The sequence below is a fragment of the Kitasatospora sp. NPDC048298 genome (genome assembly GCF_043201465.1).
Lineage (GTDB): Bacteria > Actinomycetota > Actinomycetes > Streptomycetales > Streptomycetaceae > Kitasatospora.
The window spans coordinates 1-22108 of the sequence record NZ_JBICYZ010000048.1 but is presented as its reverse complement, the minus strand read 5'-3'; the positions used below and the strand labels follow the sequence as shown (position 1 = coordinate 22108).

Here is a 22108-nt window from a genome sequence, read left to right as displayed (position 1 = left end):
CCCCCGTCCGGTGATACCGATTCGAAACCGGGGCCCCGGGCCCCGTACCATTCGCCCCATGGCTAAGGCACCCGTTCTCACCCCTCAGGCGGAAGACTTCCCGCGCTGGTACCAGGACCTCATCAACAAGGCCGAGCTGGCCGACAACGGTCCGGTGCGCGGCACCATGGTCATCCGACCGTACGGCTACGGCCTGTGGGAGCGGATGCAGCAGGAGATGGACGCGCGGATCAAGAAGGCCGGCGCGCAGAACGCCTACTTCCCGATGTTCATCCCGCAGTCCTACCTGACCAAGGAGGCCGAGCACGTCGAGGGCTTCGCCCCCGAGCTCGCGGTGGTCACCCACGGCGGCGGCAAGCAGCTGGAGGAGCCGGTCGTCGTCCGGCCGACCTCCGAGACGATCATCAACGAGTACTTCTCGAAGTGGGTGCAGAGCCACCGCGACCTGCCGCTGCTGATCAACCAGTGGGCCAACGTGGTCCGCTGGGAGCTGCGTCCGCGCGTCTTCCTGCGCACCACCGAGTTCCTCTGGCAGGAGGGCCACACCGCCCACGCGACCTACGAGGACGCCCGTGACTACGCGTCGATGATCCACACCCAGGTCTACGGCGACTTCATGACCAACGTGCTCGGCATCGACGTCGTGCTCGGCCGCAAGACCGCCAAGGAGCGCTTCGCCGGCGCCATCAACACCCTCACCCTCGAGGGCATGATGGGCGACGGCAAGGCCCTCCAGATGGGCACCAGCCACGAGCTGGGCCAGAACTTCGCCAAGGCGTTCAACACCACCTACCAGCTGCAGGGCGCCGAGCGCGAGCACGTCTGGCAGACCTCCTGGGGCGTCTCGACCCGCATGGTCGGCGGCCTGATTATGTCCCACGGCGACGACAACGGCCTGCGGGTGCCCCCGCGCCTGGCCGCCGTCCAGGCCGTCGTCCTCGCGATCAAGGGCGACGACGCGGTCATCGCCAAGGTCCGCGAGATCGGCGCCCAGCTGGAGGCCGCCGGCATCCGGGTCGTGGTCGACGACCGCACCGACACCCCGTTCGGCCGCCGCGCCGTCGACTGGGAGCTCAAGGGCGTCCCGCTGCGCATCGAGGTCGGCCCGCGCGACCTGGAGAACGGCACCGCGATGCTGGCCCGCCGCATCCCGGGCGGCAAGGAGCCGGTCTCCATCGACGCCCTGGCCACGCTGCTCCCGGGCGTGCTGGAGGAGGACCAGGCGCTGCTGCTGCGCCAGTCCCGCGAGCGCCGCGAGTCCCGCACGGTCGACGTCAAGACCATCGACGAGGCCATCGAGGCCGCCGCGACCGGCTGGGGCCGGATCTCCTGGGCCGACCTCGGCGCGGAGGGCGAGGCCAAGCTGGCCGAGCAGGGCGTCACGGTCCGCTGCATCGTCGCCGCCGACGGCTCGGTGCCGCAGACGGACGACCAGGAAGGCAACGTCGCGATCGTCGCCCGGGCGTACTGACATCCGTTCGGTGTCCGGTGGACGGCAGACGGCGGACGGCGTTCGGCGGACGGTGTTCGATGTCCGGTGGGTGGCCTTCGGCGGATGGCCTTCGGCGGATGGCCTTCGGTGGACGGTGTTCGGTGGACGGCGGATGTCGCTTCGATGTCCGCCGGACGTCCGTCCTCCGCGGGTATTGACCGGCAGCGGCGACATTTGCCCGGAATGCGGATGGGTAAGAATCCGGTAACTGTTCCGGTGTGTCCGCGCGGTGGACATCCCTACTGGCCGGTCAACTCCCGGTATTAACGGAATAGCGGTACGGTGTACGGCCCGTGGCCCTGTCAATCCGGCAGGCCCACGGGCCGTACGTCCTGGGTGGCGACAGCCCGCCCCCCGGACGGAATTCACCAGGCCCGTCGGCGTTGCGACGGGCCGAAACCGGCAGGGGGTTGGTCTTGCGTCAGATCCGGAACGCGCAATTCGCGCGCGGCCTCGCATTCCTGGGAGTTCCCTGTGAATTCCCCGGGAACGGGAACATGCGGAACATCGGCTCGCACTCCATCGTTGGTCTAGCGTGAGCACGACACAGCCCCTCGTTCTCGCGGCCGAACTGGCCGCCGCCTGGAGCGACATCCAGGCCTACCACCAGGACCTTCCCGACCTCGCCTCGCCCGAGGCGCTGATCGGGGAGTCCTCCTCGGCCTGTGGGACGCGGCTCGGTTTCGAGCGCCTCCTCCACGAGGCTGCCCATGGTCTGGCCGCGGCCCGGGACATCCGGGACACCTCGCGGGCCGGCCGCTACCACAACCGGCGCTTCCTGATGCTCGCTTCCGAGCTGGGCCTGGCGCACCCGGTCGAGCCGCACGCGAGCAGCGGCTTCTCCCAGGTGACCATGCTCAAGGAGACCCAGGAGCGGTACGCCGACACCATCGAGCGCCTGGACCGTGCCCTCGGGGCGCACCAGGAGGCGGTGGCCGGCGACGGCGCGACGCGCGCCTTCCGCGGCCCGGCGGCCCGGCACGGCTCCTCCGGGGGCGGCGTGCGGGTCAAGGCGGTCTGCGGCTGCGGGCGCAATGTCCGGGTCGTTCCGTCGGTGCTCGCGCAGGCGTCCATCGTCTGCGGTGCGTGCCAGCAGCCGTTCAAGATCGCCTGAGCGGTCGACGCCCCGGCGGGCTGCTGTGCGGGCAGCGGTCCGGCCGGAATGCCGGAGTGCGGCAGCGAGCCGCACTGCGGCAGCGAGCCGCACTGCGGTGAAGTGAGCACTGCGGAAGTGAGCGGTGCAGCAGGACAGTGGTGATGTCTTCGGGCCGGACCGGGAGCGGGGGCTCCCGGTCGAGCCCTGACCGGGCGCCCGGCCCGCGTACAGGCGGTTCTCGCCGATGTGGCAGAATGGACAGCTGAGTACTCGGCAGCCGAGCAGGACCCCTCTCTCCTACGGCTGGCGTGTCCCTTGAACGGTCCGCCGCGCAACCCCACGCGCTGGCGAGCCCGCTCACCCACGTCAACACCAGGAGAATCCACTCCCGTGGCAGTCAAGATCAAGCTGAAGCGTCTCGGCAAGATTCGCTCCCCGCACTACCGCATCGTCGTCGCCGACTCCCGCACCAAGCGTGACGGCCGCGCGATCGAGGAGATCGGCATCTACCAGCCGACCTACAACCCCTCGAAGATCGAGGTCGACAGCGACCGCGCCCAGTACTGGCTGTCCGTCGGCGCCCAGCCGACCGAGCCGGTGCTCGCCATCCTGAAGCTGACCGGCGACTGGCAGAAGTTCAAGGGCCTGCCGGCTCCGGCGCCGCTGAAGGTCGCCGAGCCGAAGGTCGAGGACTTCTCGCACCTGTTCGCCAAGGCCGTCGCCGGCTTCGAGGACGCCACCACCGGCGTCGCCATCACCCCGAAGGCCAAGAAGTCGGACAAGGCCGAGGCCGAGGCCGACGCCGCCGCCGAGGCCTGATCGTGATCGAGGACGCCCTCGACCACCTGGTGAAGGGCATCGTCGAGCACCCCGACGAGGTGCAGGTGCGCTCGCGCAACCTGCGTCGGGGTAACACCATCGAGGTGCGGGTGCACCCCGATGACCTCGGCAAGGTGATCGGCCGGGGCGGCCGTACGGCGCGCGCGCTGCGCACCGTGGTCGGCGCCCTCGGCGGTCGCAACGTCCGGGTCGACCTGGTCGACGTGGACAACATTCGCTGACGCTGCTGCTCGTTCAGCCGTCAGGGCTTGTGAGGCCGACCGGGACGCATGTCGTCCCGGTCGGCCTTTCGCATTTCCATCCGCTTTTCCGTCGCATCGCCGCTTCGCGTCATTGCTTCGCGGCACCGCTTCGCAGCCCGTCGCTTTCGTTTCGGCTCAGGAACTCCAGGAGAACGATCACCGTGCAGCTCGTCGTCGGCAGGATCGGCCGTGCCCACGGCATCAGGGGGGACGTCAGTGTCGAGGTCCGCACCGACGAGCCGGAACTCCGGCTCGGCCCCGGTGCCGTCGTGCTCACCGACCCCGCGTCGGTCGGACCGCTGACCGTCGAGTCCGGCCGGGTGCACAGCGGCCGGCTGCTGCTGCGCTTCGCCGGCGTCAAGGACCGCAACGCGGCCGAGGCCCTCCGCGGCACCGTGCTCATCTCCGAGGTCGACCCGGAGGAGAGCCCCGAGGACCCGGAGGAGTACTACGACCACCAGCTGGTCGGCCTGGACGTGGTGCTGCTCGACGGCACCCTGGTCGGTGAGCTGACCGAGGTCGTCCACCTGCCCTACCAGGACCTGCTCACGGTGAAGAAGGCCGACGGCACGGAGGTGCTGGTGCCCTTCGTCAGCCAGATCGTGCCGACCGTCGACCTGGAGAACCAGCGTGCTGTGATCACCCCGCCGCCCGGGCTGATCGACCCGGAGCAGGCCGAGGTCGCGGGGGCCTCCTCGGCCGAGCGCACCGAGGGTTCCGAGGACGCGGAGGAGTCGGAGTGACCGTCGAGGAGCGTGCCGGGTCGGGGGCCGAGGCGGTCGGCAGTGCCGTGTCCGGTGCTGTCGTGTCTGACGCTGTCGTGTCCGACGCTGCCGTCTCCGGTGCGGTGCAGAGCGGTATGAGGATCGACGTCGTCACGATCTTCCCCGAGTACCTGGAGCCGCTGGACATCTCGCTGGTCGGCAAGGCCCGCGCCCGCGGCCAGCTGGACGTGCACGTCCACGACCTGCGCGGGTGGACCCACGACGTGCACCGCACGGTCGACGACAGTCCGTACGGTGGCGGCCCCGGCATGGTGATGAAGCCCGAGCCGTGGGGCGAGGCGCTGGACGCGGTGGTCGCCGCCGGCCCCGAGGGGCAGGTGCCCACGCTGGTCGTGCCGACCCCGAGCGGGCGCCCGTTCACCCAGGAGCTCGCCCAGGAGCTGGCAGGCCGCCCCTGGCTGGCCTTCACCCCCGCCCGGTACGAGGGCATCGATCGCCGGGTGATCGAGGAGGCGGCCACCCGGATGCCGGTGGTCGAGGCCTCGATCGGCGACTACGTGCTGGCCGGCGGCGAGGTCGCCGTGCTGGTGATGGTCGAGGCGATCGCCAGGCTGCTGCCCGGCGTTCTCGGCAACGCCGAGTCCCACCGCGACGACTCCTTCGCGCCGGGCGCGATGGCCGATCTGCTGGAGGGCCCGGTCTACACCAAGCCCGCCGAGTGGCGCGGCCGGACCGTCCCGGACGTGCTGCTCAGCGGCAACCACGGCAAGATCGCCCGCTGGCGCCGCGAGCAGGCCTTCGCCCGGACCCTGGCGAACCGCCCCGACCTGGTCGAGCGCTGGCAGTACGGCGCCTTCGACAAGAAGGAGCGCGAGGCGCTGAGCATCCTCGGCCTGGCCTGGGACGAGCGGCTCGGCCGATTTCGGTCCGCGGCCGGTGATGTGGAAGAATAGGCCGCTGCTGTCTGTCGCTGGTTCCCTTCCGTAGGGGGCACGTGGACCGGCGCCCCCGCCACGGGGGGATCGTCGTCAGCCGATGCGGCCCGCAGCAGACCCCATTGTGACGACTTTCCGTGGGCGGCCCGTGGCGCCTGCGATGGAGAGCAACATGAGCAACAAGCTCGCTGCTGTCGACGCGGCCTCGCTGCGTAGCGACATTCCGGCCTTCCGCGCCGGTGACACCCTGAAGGTTCACGTCCGGGTCATCGAGGGCAACCGCTCCCGTGTCCAGGTCTTCCAGGGCGTCGTCATCCGCCGCCACGGCGCCGGTATCGGTGAGACCTTCACCGTTCGCAAGGTCAGCTTCAACGTCGGCGTGGAGCGCACCTTCCCGGTGCACACCCCGGTCGTCGAGAAGATCGAGGTCGTGACCCGCGGTGCGGTTCGCCGCGCCAAGCTGTACTACCTGCGTGACCTCCGCGGCAAGGCCGCGAAGATCAAGGAGAAGCGCGACCGCTGATCCACCGGCCCCCGGCCTCGCCGGGGGATCGGAACGCTCCGAGGGGGCCGAACGGCCGCAAGGTAAGCTCACCCCCCGATGAGCACGCACGAACCATCCGCGGACCGCGACGGCAGTCCCGCACCCACCGGTGCGGACTCGCTGTCGCGGTCCGCGGTCGTTTCCGGGGGCGGGCCTGAGCACGCCGAGGTGCCGGAACAGGCCGAGGGCCAGGAGCGGGCCGAGGGCTCCGGCGACAGTGGCCCCGGCGGCGAGGGCGCCGATGGTGCCGGCAGTGCCGATGGCGCCGATGGCAGTGATGGTGGCGACGGGGGTGATGGCGGTGGTGGCTCCGGTGACGACGACTCGGAGCAGGCGGAGGAGCCAGGGCACTCGCGCTCGCGGGACCTGCTGCTGTTGGTCGGGATCTGTCTGGCGGCCCTGCTGCTGGTGAACGCCTTCGTCGCGCGCCCGTTCTCGGTGCCCTCCGGGTCGATGGAGGAGACCCTGCGCCCGGGCGACCGGCTGGTCGCGAACCAGCTCGCCTACGCCTTCGGCGGCCACCCCCAGCGGGGCGACGTCGTGGTCTTCGACGGGACGGGCTCCTTCCTGCGTGGGTCGGCCGCGCCGTCCGGCTTCTGGGACGGCCTGCACTCCCTCGCCCAGGACCTCGGACTGGCCCCGGCCGGGGACACCGTCTACGTCAAGCGCGTGATCGGGGTCGGCGGGGACCGGGTGACCAGCACCGGCCCGGGCGCGCCGATCACCGTCAACGGCGTGCCGATCGACGAGACCTCCTACCTCTCCCCGGGCGACGACCCGTCGAGCGTGGCCTTCGACGTCATCGTGCCGGCCGGCAAGCTCTGGGTGATGGGTGACCACCGCAGCGCCTCCCGGGACTCGCGTGACCACCTCGGCGAGCCCGGTGGCGGCTTCGTGCCCGAGAAGAAGGTGATCGGGCGTGCGGACTGGGTGGTCTACCCGTTCTCGCGCTGGACCGGCCTGGACCGGCCCGCGGCCTTCGCCGTGACTGCGGGAACGGGCGGTCATGGGGACCAGAGGTAGGGGGCGGCTCGCCGACCGCCCCGCGGCCGGGGGACCGGGGGACGGGGAGTCGACGGCCGGCGGGGCGACGGCCGGGGGACCGGGGGAGGACGCAGCGGCGGGCCGTGGGCCGATCGGGGCCGCGCCGGCGCGTGGTCGGGCCGAGCGCCGGCGCAGTGCCCGCAAGGCGGCCCGCCGGCGCAGGCGCTCGCTGGTGCGCGAGGCGCCGCTGATCGTCCTGGTCGCCCTGCTGGTGGCGCTGGTGATGAAGACCTTCCTGGTCCAGGTGTTCGTGATCCCCTCCGGCTCGATGGAACAGACCATCCTGATCGGGGACCGGGTACTGGTGGACAAGCTGACCCCCTGGTTCGGCAGTGAGCCGCAACGCGGCGACATCGTGGTGTTCAAGGACCCGGGCGGCTGGCTGGAGCACGACCGCAAGCCGTCCGAGGACGGCCCGGTGCTGGGCGCGGCCAAGCGGGTGCTGACCTTCGTCGGGCTGCTGCCCTCCGACGACGAGCAGGACCTGATCAAGCGGGTGATCGGCGTCGGCGGCGACACCGTCGAGTGCTGCGACGCCCAGGGGCGCCTCACCGTCAACGGCCGTCCGGTGGAGGAGCCCTACCTCGCGCCCGGCAATCCGCCGTCCCGGCAGACCTTCAGGATCCAGGTGCCGGAGGGGCGGTTGTGGGTCATGGGCGACCACCGGGACGTCTCCGCCGACTCCCGTTTCCACATGGGCAATCCGGGACAGGGGACGATCCCGCTGAGCGGCGTGGTCGGTCGCGCGTTCGTGGTCGCCTGGCCGCTGGACCGCTTCCATCAACTCGATACGCCGAGTTCACTCTCCTCTCTCGCCCGGATGCCGCAGGCCGGCGGAACTGCCGCGGAATCGGTGGGCGTTGGGCCGGTTCCTGTGGAACCCCCGCTCGTTATGGGTGTGTTGGGCATCCTTCCGCTCGTCGTTCGTCGGTCCGGGCGGCCTCCGGAGTGAGCCGCGCAGGCCGCCGACCGGACGGGCCTCGCGTGTGGGACCGCGAGCCGGATGCCTTGGAGTGATAGAGAAGTGCAGGTGCGGCCGGGAGTGGTCCGGGCCGTCGGTCGAGGCTGTGCTGGTGTCAGGGGCGTCCGCCGTGGGCAAGCCCTGAGGCGTTCATGGTCGTGGTGAGCGTGGTGCCCGCTGTGCGGCACTCTGAGCGCGGGCGCACGGGCGTCCGCACAGCAGGGAGGAGACGTTGTGGGGGATTTGGTGATCGGCGCCCGATCAGGCGCCGGAGAGCCCGAGGGCTCGGGCCGTCGGGCGGACCGGTCCGCCGAGTCCGCGGCCTCGGCCGAGGCCTCGGCGGCGCAGACCGCCGACGGTCAGGGCGGCTCCGGGCCGGAGGACGCCCCGGACTCCCCGCACGCGGGTGCCGAGCCCGCGGACGGGTCGGAGTCGGAGGCTCCGGCCGATCCGCGCAAGCAGCGCTCGTTCTGGAAGGAACTGCCGATCCTGATCGGCATTGCGCTGATCCTCGCGCTGGTGATCAAGACCTTCTTCGTCCAGGCGTTCTCCATTCCGTCGGAATCGATGCAGAACACGCTGCAGGTCGGCGACCGTGTCCTGGTGGACAAGCTGACCCCGTGGTTCGGGGCCGAACCCGAGCGCGGCGAGGTCGTGGTGTTCCACGACCCGGGCGGCTGGCTGAACGACGAGCCGACCCAGCAGAGCAGCAACTCCTTCGTCCGCGGTGTCCAGGACGTGCTCAGTTTCGTCGGCCTGATGCCCTCCGCCAACGAGAAGGACCTGATCAAGCGGGTCATCGCGGTCGGCGGTGACACCGTCGAGTGCGAGGCCGACGGGCCGGTGACGGTCAACGGCGTCGCGCTCAACGAGCCGTACGTCTACCCGGGCAACACCCCGTGCGGTGACCACCCCTTCGGCCCGGTCCAGGTGCCCAAGGACCGGATCTGGGTGATGGGCGACCACCGCGCCAACTCGCTGGACTCCCGCTTCCACATGGACCAGCCGGGCGGCGGCACCGTCCCGGTGAACAACGTGATCGGGCGTGCCTTCGTGGTGGCCTGGCCGATCAGCCACTGGTCGACGCTGCCGGTGCCGGACACCTTCGACCAGACGGGCCTGGCGGCGGCCGCGCCGATGGCGCCGCCCGTGGCCGGTGCGGTGGGGGCCGTCGCCCTGCTCCCGCTGGTGCGTCGGGTGCGGGGCCGGGCGGAGCGCCGCCGGGAGTCCTGAGCTCCACCGGATCCCGACCCACCGGGTTGGCCCCGGCTCTTGCGCGGGCCGTGGTACCGACGAGTAATCTGCTCGGACGTGCCACGGCCCGTCGGCTTTTCCGCCCGTGCCTCCGGCGTGCCAGTGGTGTTCTCCGGTCGGCCAGAGGTGGACGGTGTCGATGAGCAGTGTCGTGGAGCAGACGGCCGACCACCCGACCGCGCCCGCCCGTGTGCGCCGCCGGCCCGCCGCGGTGCTGCAGGGCGTCGCGCTGGCGCTCGGACTGGTGCTGATGGTCGGCGGTTTCGCCCTGATCGCGATCGACTACCGGCCGTACAACATCCCCACCGCCTCGATGCACCCGACGCTGCGTGCCGGTGACACCGTGCTCGCCCGCAAGGTCGGCGGCGGCGACATCGGGCGGGGCGACGTGGTGGTGTTCAGGGACCAGGCCTGGGGCGGCGAGCTCATGGTCAAGCGGGTGGTCGCGGTCGGCGGGGACACCGTCGCCACCACCGGAGCCGACTACCGGCTGACGGTCAACGGGCAGCCGGTGGACGAGCCCTACCTCGCGACCCAGGGCCACCAGGGCGCCACGTTCAGCGTGACGGTGCCCCAGGGCCGGCTGTTCCTGCTCGGCGACAACCGGGTGGGCTCGCTCGACTCCCGTACCCACCTGGAGGTCGACGGCGGGACCGTCCCGGCCGACGCCGTCGAAGCCAGGGTCGAGGCCACCGCGCTGCCGTTCGGCCGGATGGGCCTGCTCGGCAGGGTCACCGACTTCGACGGCTTCACGGGCCCGAAGGCCGCGCGGCCCGGCCCGCTGGAACCCCTCGTCTACGCAACCCTCGCGGGCGCGGCGCTGATCCTCGTGACCTCGGCGGTGGGCGGGGTGGCCGGCCTGGCCCGCCGGTTCCGGGGGCGCAGCTCCTGAGCGGGGCCGTCGCCCGGTGGGCCGCTCTGCCGAACATCGCCCCGGACGGCCGCGTCGGGTGGCAGGATCGGTAGCGCCACCGATGCGAACGGAAGGAGCGTGGAGCGCCGCCATGACAGCACGGCGTCGCAGGGCGGCGCGGATCCTGCTGCTCGACGGGCAGGACCGCATCCTCCTCTTCCTGGGGGCCGACCCGGCCGCCCCGGAGGAGACGTGGTGGTTCACGCCCGGGGGCGGCTTGGAGGCGGGCGAGGGCGTGCGCGAGGCCGCCGAGCGGGAGCTCGCCGAGGAGACCGGCCTGCGAGGTGTGGACCTGGGGCCCTTGGTGGCGTACGGCACGGTGTCGTTCTCCTTTCGGGGACAGCGTTACGAGCAGGAACAGTGGTTCCACCTGGCCCGGACCGCGGAGACGGGGCTGGACCACTCGGGCGTGGGCGCGGACGAGCACGCCCAGCTGCTCGCGGCCCGCTGGTGGACGGTCGAGGAACTGAGGGGAACCGCCGAGACGGTCTATCCGGTCGGTCTGGCGGACTTCCTGGAGCGGCTGCTGGCCGAGGGCCCGCCGGTGGAACCGGTACGGCTCTGACCGTGGGTGCGGTGGTCCACAATGGGTGGACGTGACAAGTTGAGGGGACGCCTGGATGAGTGCCGAAGATCTCGAGAAGTACGAGACCGAGATGGAGCTCAAGCTCTACCGGGAGTACCGGGACGTCGTCGGCCTGTTCAAGTACGTGATCGAGACCGAGCGACGGTTCTACCTCACCAACGACTACGAGTTGCAGGTGCACTCGGTCCAGGGCGAGGTGTTCTTCGAGGTGTCGATGGCGGATGCGTGGGTCTGGGACATGTACCGGCCGGCCCGGTTCGTCCGCAAGGTCCGGGTGCTGACCTTCAAGGACGTGAACATCGAGGAACTCGCGAAGAGCGATCTGGAGCTGCCCTCGGACGAGTCCGGCTTCGGGAACTGACGTTGAACGACTCCGTCCCGCGTTGTCCAGCCGAATTTCGCGGGAACGGGGCTTCTCACCCCTGAGGGTGACAAAAGTTGTCCACAGGCCCGGGTTATCCACAGGGAACGGGAATTCCCGGGCCTCGTCGTGCGCGTTGGTGCAGCCTCCTCGGCGGAGGTGGTCACCATGCAGCACACCGTCGTGCAGGACCAGCAGCACCAGCAGGACCAGGCCGTACCGGACATGGCCGCAGCCGGGAAGGCCCCGCGGGCGGTCCCGGACCGCACCACCAAGAACGGGCTCGGCCGCTACGGGGAGCGGGTCGCCGCCCGCCGGCTCGCGGAGGCCGGGCTCCGCATCCTGGACCTCAACTGGCGCTGCGTCGAGGGCGAGCTGGACATCGTCGCCCTCGACGGCGACACCGTGGCGGTCTGCGAGGTGAAGACCCGCTCCGAGCGGGGTTTCCAGCAGCCCACCGAGGCCATCGACCGGACCAAGGCCGCCCGGCTGCAACGCCTGGCCGAGCGCTGGATGGCCGAGCGCTGGCCCGGTCACTTCGCCGAGCTGGCCGGGCCCGGCTACGACCCGGGGCCCACCGATCCGCAGTGGCCGCCCGCCCCACCGGGCGGGGTGCGGATCGACCTGGTCGCGGTGGTCAACCGGGCGCGGGGTGCGGCCCTGGTCGACCACCTGCGGGGGGTGGTCTGAGATGGCCTTCGCCCGCACCTGTTCCGTCGCGCTGGTCGGTGTCGACGGAGTGATCGTCGAGGTCCAGGCCGATCTGGAGCCCGGGGTGGCCGCGTTCGCCCTGGTCGGCCTGCCCGACAAGGCGCTCACCGAAGCCCGCGACCGGGTCCGTGCCGCGGTCGTGAACAGCGGCGAGGCCTGGCCGCAGCGCAAACTGACGGTCGGACTCAGCCCCGCCTCGGTGCCCAAGAGCGGCAGCGGCTTCGACCTCGCGGTGGCCTGCGCCGTGCTGGCCGCCGCCGAACGGCTCGACCCCTCCACCATCGCCGACCTGCTGATCATCGGCGAGCTGGGGCTGGACGGCCGGGTGCGGCCGGTCAGAGGGGTGCTGCCCTCGGTGCTGGCCGCCGCCGACGCCGGGTACGAGCGGGTCGTGGTCGCCGAGCAGACCGCGCCCGAGGCCTCGCTCGTCCCCGGGGTGACGGTGATCGGCGTCCGCAGTCTGCGCCAGCTCGTCGCCAACCTGACCGGCGTGGCGGCACCGGAGGAGCCGCCCGATCCGATCGGAGGCCGACCGGATCCGCTGATGGCCGGGCTGATGCTGCCCTGCGCGGGAGTGCGGGGCCTGCCCGACGACCGGGCGGCCCGGCTCGACATGGCCGACGTGGCCGGCCAGTACGAGGCCCGGCGGGCCCTGGAGATCGCCGCCGCCGGAGGACACCACCTCTACTTGAAGGGCCCACCGGGCGCGGGCAAGACGATGCTGGCGGAGCGGTTGCCCGCGCTGCTCCCGCCGCTGACCCAGAAGGAGGCGTTGGAGGTCACCGCCGTCCACTCGGTGGCGGGGCTGCTCCCGGTCGGGCGTCCGCTGATCGACACCGCGCCCTACTGCGCCCCGCACCACTCCACGACGATGCCGGCCATCGTCGGCGGCGGTAGCGGCCTGCCGAGACCCGGCGCGGTCTCGCTGGCCCACCGGGGCGTGCTCTTCCTGGACGAGGCGCCGGAGTTCCCGGTCCGGGTGCTCGACGCGCTGCGCCAGCCGCTGGAGTCGGGCGAGGTGGTGATCGCCCGCTCGGCCGGATCGCTGCGGCTCCCGGCGCGCTTCCTGCTCTGCCTGGCGGCCAACCCCTGTCCGTGCGGTCGGTACTCGCGGCGGGGTGAGGGCTGCGAGTGCACCCCTGCCATGGTCAGCCGCTACCAGGGGCGACTGTCCGGGCCGCTGCTGGACCGGGTCGACCTCCAGGTCCAGGTGGCCCCGGTGACGCGGGTCGAGCTGATGGAGCGGGACGCCACGGCGGAGACCACCGAGACCGTCGCGGCCAGGGTGCTGGCCGCGCGGGAGCGGGCGGCGGCCCGGCTGGCGAGTACCCCGTGGCGGACGAACGCGGAGGTGCCGGGCCACGAGCTGCGCACCCGCTGGCAGCTCGCGGGCGGCGCGCTCAACGACGCCGCGCGACAGTTGGAGCGGGGGCTGCTGACCGCCCGGGGCCTGGACCGGGTGCTCCGGGTCGCCTGGACGGTCGCCGACCTCGCCGGACGCGACCGGCCGGACCAGCGGGACGTGCGTAGCGCCCTCGTCCTGCGCACCGGGGTGGAGCACGGACTGCCGCTGACCGAGCGGGTCCTCGGCCGGCTCGGCGGAATCCCGGCGCGGCGCGGCAGCCCGGAAGAGGGCCGGCCCGCGAAGCCGGGGGCGCCTGACGGACATCCGCGGAACCAGGAGGGTGAGGCATGAACCAGTTGCTCAGGCAACCGCGAATTCCCGGCGCGGCCGAGGCCGAGGCCGAGGCCGGGGCCGGTGCCGCGGCCAACGTCGAGCCGGAGCCCGAGCGCCTCGCCCGGGTGCTGCTGGGCCGGCTCAGCGAACCGGGCGACGCGGTGGTCGGCCGGTGGCTCGGCCAACTCCCCGCCGTCGATGTGGTGAAGGCGATCCGGGGCGGGACGGTGCCCGACCACCCCGCGCTGGACGCCACCCGGCTGGCCGGGTACCAGGCGCGGCTCCCCGGCCTGGACCCGCAGATGGACCTGAAACGGGTACGCGACGTCGGCGGACGGTTCATCATTCCGGGGGACTCGGACTTCTGTTTACAGTCTCCGTGTTGTCCGAGGTCGTGTTGCGGTAGCGGGGGGACATGTTGTGGTCGAGTGGCGCCTGTACTGGGTTGGGCAGGGAGGTACAACTAACCCAGCGGAAGGGGTCTTCGAGGGCTGGGGCGATCTTGATTGGCGAGAGCGAGCGCTGAAGTTCCGCGACGTCCAGCCGATCCTGGTTTCGCCGGACGGCCGGGTGGATGTGCGGCTCAGCACCTTCTTCAGGCGATCTAGGTTTACCTCCCGGAGCAAGGGCACCAAAGAGACCTACGCGCCCGATTACCGGCTGTTCTTCACGTTCCTGTGGCAGCGAGGCCTGAACTGGGACCAGGCAACAGCGGAGGACCTGGACGACTGGGAGGACTGGCGGCGTCGGGGAGCGGACAACCCCCGGCGGATCGGCGGTGCACGCTGGGGCCGCGAGCTAGCCGCCCTCAAGCTGCTCTACGACTGGGCTGCGGGCAGCGGCATCATGACGGTGAGCCCGGTGACGACGCACCTGGTGCGAGGCCGTGACGGCGCGATGGTGGAGGTCGCCGACTTGGCGCCCGCCGACGCGAAGCACGCCGACGTGAAATGGCTCCTGCCTCGGGCTTACCGGCTGTGGCGGGACGTCGGTCTCGGCGGGATGCTGCCGACCGGGCTTGAGGACGACAGCTTCCGGGGCCGCAACGACGGCCGCGATGTGGCCGGCGCGGACCTGATGTACTCCAGTGGCCTGCGCCGGCGGGAAGCAGGAACGATCCTGCTAGCCGAGCTGCCTGCCCTGGGCACGAGCAACTACTACTCGTCTCGCGTCGGCCAAGAGGTCGCCAAGCGGGCCGGCCGCACCTTCTATGTCAGCCACAGCGCCGTGCAGTCGGCCAACGCCTACCGGATCAGTCTGCGGGACAAGGCGGTCCGCACCGCCCAGTCCAGGGGGCTGTACGAGGCGATCCCCGATCGCCTGGTGGTCCGGGAGATCACCCGGCGCGGGATCGTGCGCTGGACCACGGTGGATGGTCGGCGAGAAGAGGCGAGCTTCGACACGCTGACCGTTGCCCAGCGGATGCGGCTGTTCATCCAAGGGGAAGACGGTCTCGAACCGGCGATGCTCTGGCTCACGGAGACCGGGCTGCCACTGGCGTACAAGAGCTGGACAAAGATCTTCGAGCGGGGCAGTGACCGCTGCAAGCGGCTGGGCCTGGGGGTCTACGCCACGCCGCACATGCTCCGCCACAGCATGGCCCTGCGGATGCTCGTCTCCCTGAACAACGTCCTCGACCGACGCTACGGGCTCACCCCGGCGGAGCGGCGGCATTACGCCGAGGTCTACGGCGTCATCTGGTCGATGGTGAAGGACATGCTCGGACACAAAAACGAGCAGGTCACGAAGGACATTTACCTCGAACCTGTGCGAGGACTACAGCTTGAATCTCTGCTGAACGACGAGGAGAACCCGATCAACGACATCACCCTGGCCGAGCTCGCGAAGAAGACCGGCCTGATCTTGGATGTCGCGTGAGTGCCCCAGGGCGTCCGGCCGCGCTGCCGCCGGCTGACTACCGCCGCGCGAGCAACCTGGATGACACCGGGCTCGTGGTCCACGCCGTGGCCGAGGACGGGCAGGACCTGGGCACATGGGACTTCGGCGCGATGCCGGGGGACCTGGGCCGGGAGTTCGCCGCAGCGTTCGCCGCGTGCGCCCGCCGGAGTTGGAACAGCCCCCACTCGACCGAGACGTATTTCGGTGAGATCAAGCGGTTCATCCAGATCGTCGGGGCGTTCGACCCGCCCGTGACCTCGGTCGAGGAACTGACGCCCGAGGCGTGGCGGGAGTGGAGGGATCACAGGTCCGCTTCGCCCCGTGACCTGCGGCAGGTCGTCCGGGAGCTGCCCTCGCTGCGGGCCGACACCCGGGCCGTGCTCGACAAGCGGCGCCGCGTCATCAAGCCGAAGAAGAGCACGCTGAAGAGCGGCTTCACCCAGCGGGAGATGCGCGCGGTGCGGACGGCCGCGGCCCGTACGGTCCGTGAGGCCCGGCTGCGGATCGCGGAGAACACCGCGCTGATGGAGCGCTGGCGCCGAGGTGAGATCCAGGTCGGGACGCTGGACTGGCGGTGGGGCGAGCTGCTGGACCAGTTGAGTCGTACGGGCGATGTTCTGCGCTTCCCGTCGGGACCAACCCGCCGTGAGTCGCGGGTACTGACCGCGGACGGGGGGTTTCAGGCGGCATGCGCGCGTCTGTGGCCGTACCCGTGGGAGATCGGGGCAGCCGCCGTCCTGCTGATCTGCCACGAGGGCTGGAACCTCTCGGTGCTCAAGAAGCTGCAACTGCCACGTCAGTGGCCGAACGCCGACGAGAACGACCCCGATCCGGCGATCTTCCGGCTGGACACGGACAAGCAGCGGCGCCCCCGCCTGCGGTTCAACAGCAACAACCTGATCAACGCCGGGGAGGGCACGGCCGGTGCGGCGATGAAGCAGATCATCGACATGACCGCCCAGGTCCGCACGACCATGGCGGCCATGGGCACCCCGACCACAGCCCTTCTGGTGACCCGGAAGCTGCCGCGCGGCGGCGGCTACAAGAAGGGGCTGTTCCGCACCTCCGAAGACGGCCAACTCCTCGCCTCCTGGATCGCCGACTGGTCGCAGCGGACGAAGGCCGAGGGTGTCGACCTGCCGCACGTGAGCGCCCGGCTGACCCGCCACACCGCGCAGGCGCTCTACGGCAGGGCTCGTAACAACACCGACGCCGTCAACGACGCGGACTACCTCATGAGGGACACCACGGTCCGCGAGGAATCCCGCACAGTGGTCGAAGCGGGCCTGAACGCCGCGATGTCGCATGCCTTCGACCAGGTCGCGATGCGCATGATCGCCGGAGCCACCGGGGACGGGGCGCATGACGCTGAACTGGTCGCGAAGCAGACCGGTCTGCCGCTCGACACGGCGGCTGGCGTCGTGGCCGGGCAGCTTCAGACGCCGGTGGCGTCCTGCACCGACTTCGACCACAGCCCCCTCACCCCGGCCGGTCCGTGCTCGGTGTCCTTCCTGCTGTGCTTCGCGTGCCCGAACGCCCTGGCGACCGGCCGCGACCTGCCGCGCATCGTCTACCTCCACCGGGCTCTTGAGGCTCTGCGGTCAGCCGTCAGTGGCTCCGTGTGGCAGGCCGACTGGGCCGCCCACCACCTGCGCGTGAACGACTTCCTCAACACCCACACCAGCGAGAGCGCCCGGCCGGCACTGCTGGCCGAGGTTGCTGAACGCGACCGGCAGCTCATCGACCGGATGCTCGACAGGAGGCTCGATTCGTGAACACCGCCGCCGCCTGGGCGGGGACGCTCGTCAACCCGGCGCCGTCCGACCTGCTGTTCTCGCCGCACCGCATCCGGCCCGGCACCAGCCCGGAGGCATGGCCGCGCTTCGGCCAGCTGAGGTGGAACCTCGCCTACGCCGACCACAGCCAGATCACCAAGTACTACTCCGTCAACTGGGCCAACGTGCCGGAGGCTTTCCGAGGCTCTTTGATGCGCGCGGGCTGGGCCGTCGTCAACATCCCCACCCCTGATTTCTTGTTGGACAAGAAGCGCGGCGCCGTGCCGTCCGTCCACCCCGGGACGCTCCAGGCGGTATTCCGCGGCTGGAAGGAGTTCGCCCTCTGGCTTGACTCCGAGGGCATCACCAGCCTGGCGGAGGTGACGCGGGAGCTGATGGAGTCCTTCGCCCTGACCCTGCCGTCCAAGGGCCGGTCCTGGCCCGAGAACCAGCGTCACTTGTCCTCGCTCGCCCGGTTGTGGGCGTATGCCCCCTACCTCCTGCCGCAGGACCGGATACCGATGCCGCCCTGGGAGGACGAGGGTGCCAGCCACGCGGACTACCTGGGCGAGCGTGCCTCGACCGGGGGCGAGGCCAGTACCCCGGTCATCCATCCGGCCGTCATGTCGCCGCTGCTGGTCTGGGCGATCCGCATGGTCACCGACCTGGCCCCCGACATCCTCGCCGCCGTTCGCGAGCGAGAGCGCCTGCTGGCACGGGCGGCCCCCAGCGCGGTCAAGAGCGGCCGGGCCACGATCAGGGACCACTTGAGGCAGCTGGTGGACGGCGGCCAGAAGATCCCGACCGACGCCCGACGGAAGATCGATCCGACGCCGAGGGCGGGCAGGCTGCCGATCGCCGCCCAGTATCTGGCTGGGCTGTTGGAAGTGGCACCGACCCAGGTGAGCTCTTTCGTCCGCGACCGCCCCGAGGAGTTCCCGCCGCACCTTTTCGGTGTCGGGGCCCCGCTCGACCTCCCTATCACCGCGAAGATCGGTGACCGCCCGTGGACTGAGAAGATCGACTTCGGACAGGTGCCCGACCTTGCGATCTGCCTCGCTGCTGCCGCGACTGTGGTGATCATCTACCTTTCCGGAATGCGCCCGGAAGAGGCTCTTCACCTGGAACGCGGCTGCCGGTCCACGGAGGAACGCGAGGACGGCACGGTCCGGTACAAGATCACTGGGAGGCATTTCAGCGGGGTCCGGGACAAGGACGGCAACACCCAGGTCGGCGGGGAGATCCGAGAGGACCCGTGGATCGTCATCGAGCCGGTCCACCAGGCCGTCGCCGTCCTGGAAGAGCTGACTGACGAACGCTTCCTGCTTCCCCACAGCCTCACGACGAAGCCGAAGCCGGTGGAGATCCCGCTCCCGGTCGCGAGCCAGGACATGGTGACCGCGTGGATCGCCAAGTTCATCGCGTGGGCGAACGAGCAGTCCCAGCTTCACGACCGCCCGCACGAGTTCATCCCGGAGGACCCGGACGGCGCGGTGGTCCTGGTGCGCTTCAGGCGTACGGTCGCGTGGTTCGTCTACCACCGCCCCGGCGGCCGGATCGCGCTTGGGGTCCAGTACGGCCATGTCGAGACCACCATGGGAGAGTCGTACGCTGGCCGTTCCAAGGCCGACATGCTCCAGATCCTGAACTTCGAGCAGGGGCTGGCGATGGCCGACTCTCTCGCCGAGGCGTCCGAGCGGCTCGCCTCTGGCGAGGGGGTCAGCGGCGCGGCCGCCGAGCGGTACCTGGCGGCGGTGAGCGAGTACGGCAACAAGTTCGCGGGCGCCTTCGTGACCACACGGCAGCTGAAAGCGATCCGGAGGAACCCGAAGCTCCAGGTGTTCGAGCATGAGCGCTCCCTGCTGGCCTGCAACTTCGACCCCTACACCGCACTGTGCCAGCGCGAGCGGCCCGGCCAGGAGCCCGCCCAGCGCACACCGAGCCACGACCGGTGCCAGGCGGCCTGCCCGAACATCGCCCGCACCGACACCCACATTGAGCGCGCGAAGGCGGAGATCACGGACATCGACGCCGAGTGCGCCGAAGGTCTCAACCCCCTGCCGATCACCCGGCGCCTCGAACAACGGCGCGCGACGCTCGCCGAGATCATCGACAAGCACGAGCGCACCCGTATCTACCCCGCCCCGACCACCGGAGACCGGACGTGACCCAGCCCGATCCGCAGACCGCCGGCGATGTCGCAAGTCCGAAGGGCCAGGCTGCCGACATCGCTCAGGTCATCGGCACACTCCTCGCCCAGAGCGCCGAGGTGTCCCAGGCCGCCAAGCCCGACGACGCCCACGAGATCCAGGCGATCACCGAGGCGATGATCCGGCTGTTCGTCGGGGCGCCACTGCGGTCAGACGGGCAGCTGACCGTGAAAGCGCTGGCCGAGGAAGCGGGCCTGCGGCGCAACAAGCTGACCCACAAGCACACCGGCTTGAAGGACCTGTTCTACGCACTGGTCAAGACCATGGAGCGGTCGCCCGTCCCCGCCCAGCGCCAGGCCCAGGACGACGACCTCAAGCGCCGTCACAGCGAGTTGTGGGCCAAGCACCAGCAGCTCAAGCGGGAGGCGGCCCAGATGGCCCGGGTCATCCATGTCCTGGAGGTCGAGAACGACCAGCTCCGCAAGCAGGCGGCCGAGGGCCACGGAAACGTCCGTTTCCTTCCGAATGCCCGTTGAGATCACCGCAGCCGGGCACCTAGAACGGTGCCCGGCTGCAGCGGTGTCGGCCACAAGCCCGGACGGAGGTCGTCGGCGGGCCAGATCCAGGTTCAGGTCCGGGTCTGTGATCGACTCCAGCTCGAACGTACATGCCGTCTGGTGGCGAATGGGAGAGCTCTACGACCTGGTCGCGAGCCGTCGCCTTGGACTCGATGACCGCTCTCTGGCGCGGGCAATACGATTCACTCGGCTGGCCAGCAGGTTGGCCACGGCCTTCTTGAGCTTAAGAGGCGTGGGTGGCCACCGGACCGGGCTCGCCCCTGCCACCTCCATCCAGTCGGCTACACCGTACCGACTGGCGTCAGCCAAGCGTGAGGACTCCGCCAAGAACGCTGAGGTAGGCGGGGCGAAGCAAGCGCGATGTGACTAGATGTCAGATGTCCTGTGTACGGTGCCGGCCATGAGCGATGAGACGCCCTGGCGGCAGTGGCACGCCAAGGCCCCGCGGTGCCCTGCCGGAGTCAACTGGGAAGCCTTCATTGGGCGAAGGTTGGAGATCACCGATGGCTGGAGGGGGCATGCCTTCCGGCCGGAGAAATTCAGGGGGGTCGTAGTCCCTAATGGCCCCGGAACTGCCGATGGATGCATGACGTTCGATGACGGGTTCGTCTTCAATCCCGAGTTTTGGGATATTTACGATCTGGAGCGTGGGGACTGGCTCCGATTTACCGTCGATGGTCGTGAGTTGATCGAGCCCACGATGCGGCCCCACCGTGACTGATAGCGAGATTGCCAGCGGCCTGCCGTACAAGACTTGTCAAGCATTTCCCCCAGGGTCGGAATTTCCCCCCTGTGTGCGGCCGATGCGGTCCAATCGACTTTGTGACGCCCATAATCAACAGCGAGCCGACGGAAAGAAGCTCGGGCCGATCAGGAAGCGCCGGAGGACTAAGCCAGAGTTCTGCACTTTCCAGCCCGGTGGAAACACCTCAGCTGATCCTTGCGGGCGGCCCACCGTCAGCGACGGTCTGTGCAATGGTCATTATCAGCAGAGAGATCAGGGGCGGGAGCTCGTGCCGCTCTACACTCGGCGCATCAGTCAGGAACGGGCTGAGGAGCTGAGGGCCCAGGGGCTCAAGCTATGCACGGCCTGCAGCGAGGTGAAGCCGCTGGAGGCGTTCGCTCTTTCGTCAGCTCAGGTCAGTGGGCGGTCAACATACTGCAGGGGTTGCAATGGCGACTATTTGATTATGAAGAGGTTCAATTTCCCTTCGCTTGAGGCCCTGCGGGATTTCCGGGCATCGCGCAACCATTGCTGCGATATCTGCAATCGGCAATGGAAGCCAGGCGAAAATGCATTCCATGTTGACCATGACAGATCGTGCTGCAACACCAAGGGTGCAAATTGCGGGAAGTGTACGCGGGGCTACCTCTGTCCATTGTGCAACACTCAAGGATTGGCCTGGTATGAAGCAGTCGGCCGAGCGATTGCGCCCTTGCCAATATTTGAGACGTACCTGCTGAGGTACGAAGCCCGGCGGGCAGCACCCAACTCTAGCTGATCAGCGCTCACGCTCTTCATGTGGGTGATTAATTGGATTTCTGACCCAAGGAATCAACTGATCGGCCAGGAGTGGCCTGCCGTGGAGTCTTGCCAAACGGGCTATCGAGAGTTGAGTCCAAAGTTGAGAACGGTCAAGCACGGGGCTTGTGGTGCTCTGGATTCATTGCCGATCGGGTCGTTGTCAGAGTTCATCCTTGATCATCAAAGATGACTAGAAGAGAAGATGGTTCTGCCTGCAGTCCGCGTGCAAGGTTGAGCAGAGTGGTCAAGCTTGGATTGCGTCGTCCATGCTCGATGTAGACCACGCCCCGGAAGCTAAGCCCGCTTCTGCTTGCCAGCTCTTCAAGTGTTAGCCCGCGATCCTCGCGGAGGCGCCGCAAGTGCATGCCGAACCGATGGAGCTGGGGGTCCGGAGGGTCTGTTGGCGACACGGCTTCGACTCGAACACCGAAGGCCATTTGACTGCCATGAACAGCTGTGCATAATCGGCGCTGATCGTTGCTTTAAGCATGCCGAACCGCGGGGTGACCGGCGGTGGAGTGTGACTCTTCGAGAGGAAGCGCCATGCCTGCCCCGAGGAAGTACCCGCCTGAGCTGATCGAGCGCGGCGTCCAGATGGTTGTCGAGCAGAAGCGAGCCGAGCCTGGCCGGTCGGGCATTGTGAGGGCAGTGGGGGAGCTATTGGGCATCCATCCTGAGGTTCTGAGGCATTGGGTCAACAAGGCTGATTTCATCGGGTCATATGGGCACCACGTCTTCGGCAGGAGTCGGCCCCATGGTTGGGCTGTTCGTGACGCCGATGTACCTGATCGTGCTCAAG

22 protein-coding genes and 1 pseudogene are annotated in these 22108 nt (G+C 69.7%); 22 read left to right on the top strand and 1 reads right to left on the bottom strand.

Going from position 1 to position 22108, the window contains the following annotated elements; all coding sequences use genetic code 11:
- Positions 1 to 58: 58 nt before the first annotated feature.
- The 21 genes from proS (at position 59) to ACGF0D_RS29540 (ending at position 20505) form a co-directional block, all read left to right on the top strand.
- A complete protein-coding gene (gene proS, locus ACGF0D_RS29640; RefSeq protein WP_392883805.1) occupies positions 59 to 1471 on the top strand; it encodes a proline--tRNA ligase in 1413 nt (470 codons plus the stop codon).
- Between the two features lie 556 nt (positions 1472 to 2027).
- Positions 2028 to 2606, top strand: a complete 579-nt coding sequence (locus tag ACGF0D_RS29635; RefSeq protein ID WP_359822362.1) for a hypothetical protein — start codon at positions 2028 to 2030, stop codon at positions 2604 to 2606.
- Between the two features lie 372 nt (positions 2607 to 2978).
- Complete coding sequence (gene rpsP / locus ACGF0D_RS29630; RefSeq protein WP_097236094.1) at positions 2979 to 3407, top strand: 30S ribosomal protein S16; 429 nt, start codon at positions 2979 to 2981, stop codon at positions 3405 to 3407.
- 2 nt (positions 3408 to 3409) lie between these two features.
- Positions 3410 to 3649, top strand: a complete 240-nt coding sequence (locus ACGF0D_RS29625) for an RNA-binding protein (RefSeq protein WP_030056773.1) — start codon at positions 3410 to 3412, stop codon at positions 3647 to 3649.
- Between the two features lie 182 nt (positions 3650 to 3831).
- On the top strand, positions 3832 to 4413 hold the full coding sequence (rimM, locus tag ACGF0D_RS29620; RefSeq protein WP_392921401.1) for a ribosome maturation factor RimM: 582 nt from the start codon (positions 3832 to 3834) through the stop codon (positions 4411 to 4413).
- 116 nt (positions 4414 to 4529) lie between these two features.
- On the top strand, positions 4530 to 5348 hold the full coding sequence (gene trmD / locus ACGF0D_RS29615; protein WP_392883869.1) for a tRNA (guanosine(37)-N1)-methyltransferase TrmD: 819 nt from the start codon (positions 4530 to 4532) through the stop codon (positions 5346 to 5348).
- A gap of 154 nt (positions 5349 to 5502) precedes the next feature.
- On the top strand, positions 5503 to 5853 hold the full coding sequence (rplS, locus tag ACGF0D_RS29610) for a 50S ribosomal protein L19 (protein WP_030306736.1): 351 nt from the start codon (positions 5503 to 5505) through the stop codon (positions 5851 to 5853).
- 78 nt (positions 5854 to 5931) lie between these two features.
- Positions 5932 to 6897, top strand: a complete 966-nt coding sequence (gene lepB, locus ACGF0D_RS29605) for a signal peptidase I (protein ID WP_392921398.1) — start codon at positions 5932 to 5934, stop codon at positions 6895 to 6897.
- A gap of 193 nt (positions 6898 to 7090) precedes the next feature.
- Entirely contained in the window at positions 7091 to 7870 is a 780-nt protein-coding gene (gene lepB / locus ACGF0D_RS29600; RefSeq protein ID WP_392921395.1) for a signal peptidase I, read from the top strand.
- A gap of 243 nt (positions 7871 to 8113) precedes the next feature.
- Positions 8114 to 9112 carry a signal peptidase I gene (lepB, locus tag ACGF0D_RS29595; RefSeq protein ID WP_392883799.1) on the top strand — a complete coding sequence of 333 codons (999 nt, stop codon included), beginning with the start codon at positions 8114 to 8116 and terminating at the stop codon, positions 9110 to 9112.
- Positions 9113 to 9272: 160 nt separating this feature from the next.
- The gene (gene lepB / locus ACGF0D_RS29590) at positions 9273 to 10025 is read left to right on the top strand and encodes a signal peptidase I (protein WP_392921392.1); all 753 of its coding nucleotides are present in this window, start codon (positions 9273 to 9275) and stop codon (positions 10023 to 10025) included.
- Between the two features lie 112 nt (positions 10026 to 10137).
- Positions 10138 to 10611 (top strand): NUDIX domain-containing protein, encoded by a 474-nt coding sequence (locus tag ACGF0D_RS29585; RefSeq protein ID WP_392883797.1) that lies wholly within the window; start codon positions 10138 to 10140, stop codon positions 10609 to 10611.
- Positions 10612 to 10666: 55 nt separating this feature from the next.
- Positions 10667 to 10993, top strand: coding sequence for a DUF2469 domain-containing protein (locus ACGF0D_RS29580; RefSeq protein ID WP_030056781.1), 327 nt, complete (start codon positions 10667 to 10669; stop codon positions 10991 to 10993).
- A 225-nt stretch (positions 10994 to 11218) separates the two neighbouring features.
- Positions 11219 to 11683 carry a YraN family protein gene (locus tag ACGF0D_RS29575; protein WP_392883868.1) on the top strand — a complete coding sequence of 155 codons (465 nt, stop codon included), beginning with the start codon at positions 11219 to 11221 and terminating at the stop codon, positions 11681 to 11683.
- Between the two features lies 1 nt (position 11684).
- Positions 11685 to 13400, top strand: a complete 1716-nt coding sequence (locus tag ACGF0D_RS29570) for a YifB family Mg chelatase-like AAA ATPase (protein WP_392883796.1) — start codon at positions 11685 to 11687, stop codon at positions 13398 to 13400.
- Positions 13397 to 13849 (top strand): hypothetical protein, encoded by a 453-nt coding sequence (locus ACGF0D_RS29565; RefSeq protein ID WP_392921389.1) that lies wholly within the window; start codon positions 13397 to 13399, stop codon positions 13847 to 13849. Before ACGF0D_RS29570 ends, ACGF0D_RS29565 begins: the two co-directional genes overlap by 4 nt.
- Positions 13803 to 15260 (top strand): site-specific integrase, encoded by a 1458-nt coding sequence (locus tag ACGF0D_RS29560; protein WP_392921387.1) that lies wholly within the window; start codon positions 13803 to 13805, stop codon positions 15258 to 15260. Before ACGF0D_RS29565 ends, ACGF0D_RS29560 begins: the two co-directional genes overlap by 47 nt.
- Positions 15257 to 17056 carry a hypothetical protein gene (locus ACGF0D_RS29555; protein WP_392921384.1) on the top strand — a complete coding sequence of 600 codons (1800 nt, stop codon included), beginning with the start codon at positions 15257 to 15259 and terminating at the stop codon, positions 17054 to 17056. The genes ACGF0D_RS29560 and ACGF0D_RS29555 overlap by 4 nt, the downstream gene beginning before the upstream one ends.
- Positions 17053 to 19224, top strand: a complete 2172-nt coding sequence (locus ACGF0D_RS29550) for a hypothetical protein (RefSeq protein WP_392921381.1) — start codon at positions 17053 to 17055, stop codon at positions 19222 to 19224. Before ACGF0D_RS29555 ends, ACGF0D_RS29550 begins: the two co-directional genes overlap by 4 nt.
- On the top strand, positions 19221 to 19742 hold the full coding sequence (locus ACGF0D_RS29545) for a hypothetical protein (RefSeq protein WP_392921379.1): 522 nt from the start codon (positions 19221 to 19223) through the stop codon (positions 19740 to 19742). Before ACGF0D_RS29550 ends, ACGF0D_RS29545 begins: the two co-directional genes overlap by 4 nt.
- Positions 19743 to 20184: 442 nt before the next feature.
- On the top strand, positions 20185 to 20505 hold the full coding sequence (locus tag ACGF0D_RS29540; protein WP_392921376.1) for a hypothetical protein: 321 nt from the start codon (positions 20185 to 20187) through the stop codon (positions 20503 to 20505).
- A gap of 971 nt (positions 20506 to 21476) precedes the next feature.
- Here the strand turns inward: ACGF0D_RS29540 and ACGF0D_RS29535 are convergent.
- Positions 21477 to 21674, bottom strand: a complete 198-nt coding sequence (locus tag ACGF0D_RS29535; RefSeq protein ID WP_392921450.1) for a helix-turn-helix domain-containing protein — start codon at positions 21672 to 21674, stop codon at positions 21477 to 21479.
- Positions 21675 to 21852: 178 nt separating this feature from the next.
- Between ACGF0D_RS29535 and ACGF0D_RS29530 the strand changes: the two are divergent.
- Positions 21853 to 22108, top strand: a pseudogene (locus ACGF0D_RS29530) (hypothetical protein); the annotation flags it as partial.